The sequence below is a fragment of the Ligilactobacillus acidipiscis DSM 15836 genome, assembly GCF_001435755.1.
Lineage (GTDB): Bacteria > Bacillota > Bacilli > Lactobacillales > Lactobacillaceae > Ligilactobacillus > Ligilactobacillus acidipiscis.
Map to the genome: position 1 here is coordinate 1 of NZ_AZFI01000157.1, position 4,442 is coordinate 4,442.

Annotated in this window: 6 protein-coding genes and 1 pseudogene; 1 reads left to right on the top strand and 6 read right to left on the bottom strand. The window is 41.6% G+C overall.

From position 1 onward, the window contains the following. The 3 genes and pseudogenes from FC65_RS08935 to FC65_RS08940 all read right to left on the bottom strand — a co-directional run. Positions 1-423: pseudogene (locus FC65_RS08935) on the bottom strand (hypothetical protein); the annotation flags it as partial. A gap of 45 nt (positions 424-468) precedes the next feature. Then, positions 469-594 (bottom strand): nuclease-related domain-containing protein, encoded by a 126-nt coding sequence (locus FC65_RS12925; RefSeq protein WP_158308969.1) that lies wholly within the window; start codon positions 592-594, stop codon positions 469-471. A gap of 178 nt (positions 595-772) precedes the next feature. Beyond that, positions 773-1,921 (bottom strand): cation:proton antiporter, encoded by a 1,149-nt coding sequence (locus FC65_RS08940; protein WP_056972408.1) that lies wholly within the window; start codon positions 1,919-1,921, stop codon positions 773-775. A gap of 228 nt (positions 1,922-2,149) precedes the next feature. Here FC65_RS08940 and FC65_RS08945 point away from each other — a divergent pair, with 228 nt between their 5' ends. Beyond that, positions 2,150-3,004 (top strand): metallophosphoesterase family protein, encoded by an 855-nt coding sequence (locus FC65_RS08945; protein WP_056972407.1) that lies wholly within the window; start codon positions 2,150-2,152, stop codon positions 3,002-3,004. Between the two features lie 219 nt (positions 3,005-3,223). Here FC65_RS08945 and FC65_RS12540 read toward each other — a convergent pair whose 3' ends face one another. Genes FC65_RS12540 through FC65_RS12770 form a run of 3 tightly spaced genes read right to left on the bottom strand, consistent with a single transcriptional unit; the run spans position 3,224 to position 4,174 of the window. After that, positions 3,224-3,724, bottom strand: a complete 501-nt coding sequence (locus FC65_RS12540) for a YdcF family protein (RefSeq protein ID WP_235803119.1) — start codon at positions 3,722-3,724, stop codon at positions 3,224-3,226. A 9-nt stretch (positions 3,725-3,733) separates the two neighbouring features. Beyond that, positions 3,734-4,033 carry a hypothetical protein gene (locus FC65_RS12545; protein ID WP_235803120.1) on the bottom strand — a complete coding sequence of 100 codons (300 nt, stop codon included), beginning with the start codon at positions 4,031-4,033 and terminating at the stop codon, positions 3,734-3,736. A 9-nt stretch (positions 4,034-4,042) separates the two neighbouring features. Further along, the gene (locus FC65_RS12770) at positions 4,043-4,174 is read right to left on the bottom strand and encodes a hypothetical protein (RefSeq protein WP_268872483.1); all 132 of its coding nucleotides are present in this window, start codon (positions 4,172-4,174) and stop codon (positions 4,043-4,045) included. Positions 4,175-4,442: the final 268 nt, after the last annotated feature.

A 4,442-nucleotide genomic window follows, 5' to 3' on the forward strand; every position in this document is an offset into this window, starting at 1 on the left:
CACATTTCTACTTGTAACACTTACTTTGCCAGACTTTGCGTCACATTCTAACTTATGACTCTTACTTTCACCGACTTTGCTCCATTTCAAATGACCCGCACTTAAGACAACAAACACCTTGTTTGACATGACGCTGAGATCATGTTCAAGCCGATATGCTGGCACAAAATAGCGGCTCAAAGCTGCCTTCCAACATATATTATGTGAAACGTTTGTGGAAAGGTGCAACCGTGTCAGCCAAGCACAGGCTTCAGCAAAATTCATGATCTCAATACGCACAGGTGGATCGATCACATCAAGCTCAACATCACTGCCCACAAACACTAAAACACTTTTAACAGTCATTTGTACTAGCTGATCACTCAAACAGCAGGCAACTATGTCTTGTGCACGTGTGATCTGTTCAAAAATATTATGGGACAACACCTGCCTATCATAATACCAGCAGCCATCATGATATTGATAGTGTCAATCGTAATTTTTGACATCTACGATATACAAAGTATCACCACTGACAAGTAATTTGTCAATTTGACAGCGACTGCTTTGATAATCTAAATTCACATCATCTAACAATCTGTCGGTATTTTGCAAAATGTTAAGCGTTCACTCTCCTTGATAACCGGCAAGTGCGCTTTGCAACTCTTGTCGTTCTTTTCTGGTCATCTTGACCCGTTGTTCTAAGGTTTGCAAGTATTGCAATTCTAGTGCTTCCATATGCATTAGCTCACCTCCTACTAATAAATATGCAATTAGTAGGAAAATTGATTTTTTACAAACGTTTGATCTCGGCGCGTAAAATGAAAGGTGCACATAGGGTCGTGACGACAATTGCCCCGATCACTGCAGAATAATTGTCAGTCGATAACAAATGTGCGTTAAAACCCAACTGTGCGATGATCAAAGCCATTTCTCCGCGCGAGATCATGCCCGCACCGATCATTGAAGAACTGATAAAATTAAACTTAGCTAAACCAGCACCTAAACCTGCACCCAGCCATTTGGTCAGCGTGCCGACTACTGTCAGCGCCAAAAAAAGCCAGAAATTTTCAATCAGTCCAGTAAAGGTCATATTCAAACCCACACTGACGAAAAACACCGGAATGAAAGCGGCATAACCGATCGGTTCGATCTTACGGTCAATTTTTTGCCGGTAGTTGGTTTGCCCAACAGCTAAACCGGCAAAGAATGCACCGATCGCACTGCTTAAGCCAACTTTTTCTGCCAAGTATGCAGCACCCAAACACAAGATCAACGCCATCACTGTCTCAGAAACCGGCACTAACCACTTATCGCCTAAACGCATCAAATTCGGAACAAGCCAGCGACCAGCAGCAAAAAGAACCATGAAAAAACCGACCTGCAACAGTAAACTCAACCACAACGGTAACTGGTCGTCCGTATTGATCTTGCTGCCGGCTAAACTGACCAAAACACTCAGCACAATGATCGACAACACGTCATCCACTACAGCTGCACCTAAAATCGTCGTTCCTTCTGGCGTGTCTAATTGACGCATATTTTTCAAGACCTCAACAGAGATCGATACCGAAGTGGCAGCGAAAATCACGCCCAAAAACATATTTTCCAAATGATTTAAACCAAAAAATTGTCCTACTAAATAGGCTCCGCCGAGCGGTAAGACCATCCCACAAACGGCCACCAGCAAAGATGGCGTTAAATATTTCTTGAGCAATGCCAGATCACTTTCTAAACCTCCAATAAACATCAAAATCACGACACCGATCTCAGAAAAGATCTCAACAAAATTTCCGGGATGAACCCAGTTAAGAACTGCCGGGCCAATGACTACCCCAATCAACAACTGCCCGATGACAGGTGGAAAATTCAACCGTGCGCTGAAGTGACCAGCCAGCGCCGTTGCAAATAAAATCAAACATAACGTACCAATTGCTTCCAAATCCATCTTTCCTTTCAAATTCATGCAACAAAAAAAGCCCGCCTCCAAGCCGCCCTAGCAACCCAAACTAGGACTCAATTCTTGAAAGCCACGGCTCCAACCGATTTATTTCTCTTTACGTAATATCCTAGCATTAGTGTTTGCAACAAACAATATTTAATTACTTTACTTTTAGTGCCTTCTTAACTATGCTTAATTGGAAAGAAGTTATTACTGGAGGGTTTTATTATGCAACAACGAATTGCAGTGATCTCAGATAGCCACGGAAACTCCACCGCTTTGCAAGCCGTAGTTTCAGATGCGCAAAAGCTTGGTGCAAATGAGTTTTGGTCACTGGGCGACATGGTTCTGGGCGGCGCAACATCTGAAGAATGTCTGCAAATTTTAGACCAGATCAATTTGACTCAAGTTTTACTGGGCAACTGGGAGGATAACTTTAGCAAAGAATTAACCCATCCCAACTATGACATCAGCGACCCATCGACGGTTTATTTCACAATGTTAGTCAAATTTGAAAGTGAACATTTGAGTAAAGAACACCAAGAAAAAATCAAGCATTTGCGCATGACTGTCAGAAAAAAAGTCGGCAAATTGATTTTTTCCTTAACGCATAATTTACCAAACTATAATTTTGGACATACACTTTATCCCGACCAAAACCAGGATAACTTCGATCAGCTGACCTTAGACCAAGAGATCGACATTGCAATTTTTGCACATATCCATAGCCCCTTGTGGCGTTACAGCCGCACGGGGCAAATCATTTTGAATCCTGGTTCTGTCGGTCGTCCATGGGATCCGCGCGGCAAGCTTTTGCAAAACCGAGCTGCCAGTTACTTGCTTTTAACCGTCTCAGAAAACGGACTCGATGATGTCAATTTCCGCAGAGTCGCTTATGACCCAGAGATCGAATTGCGAAAGGGCAAAAATAACGGCTTCCCCTATGTCGAGCTGGAACAAAAAATACTATTAACTGGAAATTCCTCCACACATAACAGGCCACTATTAAAGAAGATCAACGCTAAGCACCATTACAATGAGGAGGCAGCTGAATTCTTAACACAAATAAAAAAAATATACTGATCCGACATGCTCGTCTTTTTACGAAAGCATGTTTTTTTATGTGCGCAAAAAACCCCCAAGTCTGTTTCCGACCTGAGGGCTAAAGCATTTTTGCTGTTTTTTTAACGTAATCAATAATTATAGGGAGGTTATTGGTTACAAAATATATTGTAACAACCATTTCCTGGTTTGTTAACATCTGAATAAAAAAATTTAAATATAACCACTCTGCGAATTTTCTTAAAATAGTTGCAGGCCATTACCTACCAAAAAATTAACTGCTGACACCAATAAAATCAGGAGTATGGCAATAAGGTGAGCCTTTTTGTGGTTTGCCATCAACGCGATATATTCACGTAAAAAAGCGTTCGGAATGAAAAAGTTACTTGTTTTCGCACCAATACCATCGATATGCAAACCCACATAACGTGCATAACCTGCGGCACGAAAGGTATGGTAATCACTGGTTGAAAACAACCCCTTGTTTAAATCGATCTGTTTTCTGGTTAGTATTTTCTTGGAAAATGCCATATTCTCATAAGTGTTCTGCGACTTTTTTTCCGCCAAACATTTGTCAGGATGAGCCCCATGAGCTAAGGCATATTGCTTCATTGCAACACCCTCAGGGATCGTTTCATCGCCGCCCTGACCGCCAGAAAAAATCAACCACGGATACTGACCCGTCTTTTTCTCTTGAGCAGCGGCGAAATCCAACGCCCGCTGGATCCTGGAAGCCAACAAAGGTGAAACCTAATCTCCATCCAACAGCCCTGCTCCTAAAACGATAATATAATCCTGATCATAGTGCGGGCGATAGAGACGTGTGATCAAAAAAGACGTAATAAACGCTAAAAACCAAAAAATCAAATAAAAAATGACTGGTACGACAAAAGCATTGTACAAAGTCACTGAGTTTTTGGAAAATAAATCTTGGTCAATTGCCCGCATCAATGGCAGAACAACGATCACCATGATCCCTAGGCCTAAGGTCAACATGTTTCCCAGCGTGTGGCTTTCTTTACGCCAGACCGTAAAGGCATTCCACAACAATAGCACACCTTATAGCGTGTATAAGAGCAACAGTGGGATCGAGATGATCACTAGGGTCCAAACCAACAGGGAATTGAGCCACTTAATATTAGACGTTTCGATCACAATGATCATAGTCACACCGCTAGCAAGCAGTGCCATATTACAAAGTGCTCCATTCAATAACCTAAATTTATTTTGATGGAGGCTTACACCCAGTAAACCCAGACAAAGCAGTGTAAAAATTATTCCTCCACTGACAAAAATTGTAAATTGACTCATTAAAAATACCTCGATCACCGTAAGATTATTTTACCTGCCAGCCCTTGTTAGCTGACCAAACTAGTTTTACAAGAAATCCGTGTTTTTTCCAAATTAGAGATTTATTTTGCAAAAATCCCCGAATTGTCAAATCAAGTGCAACATACCT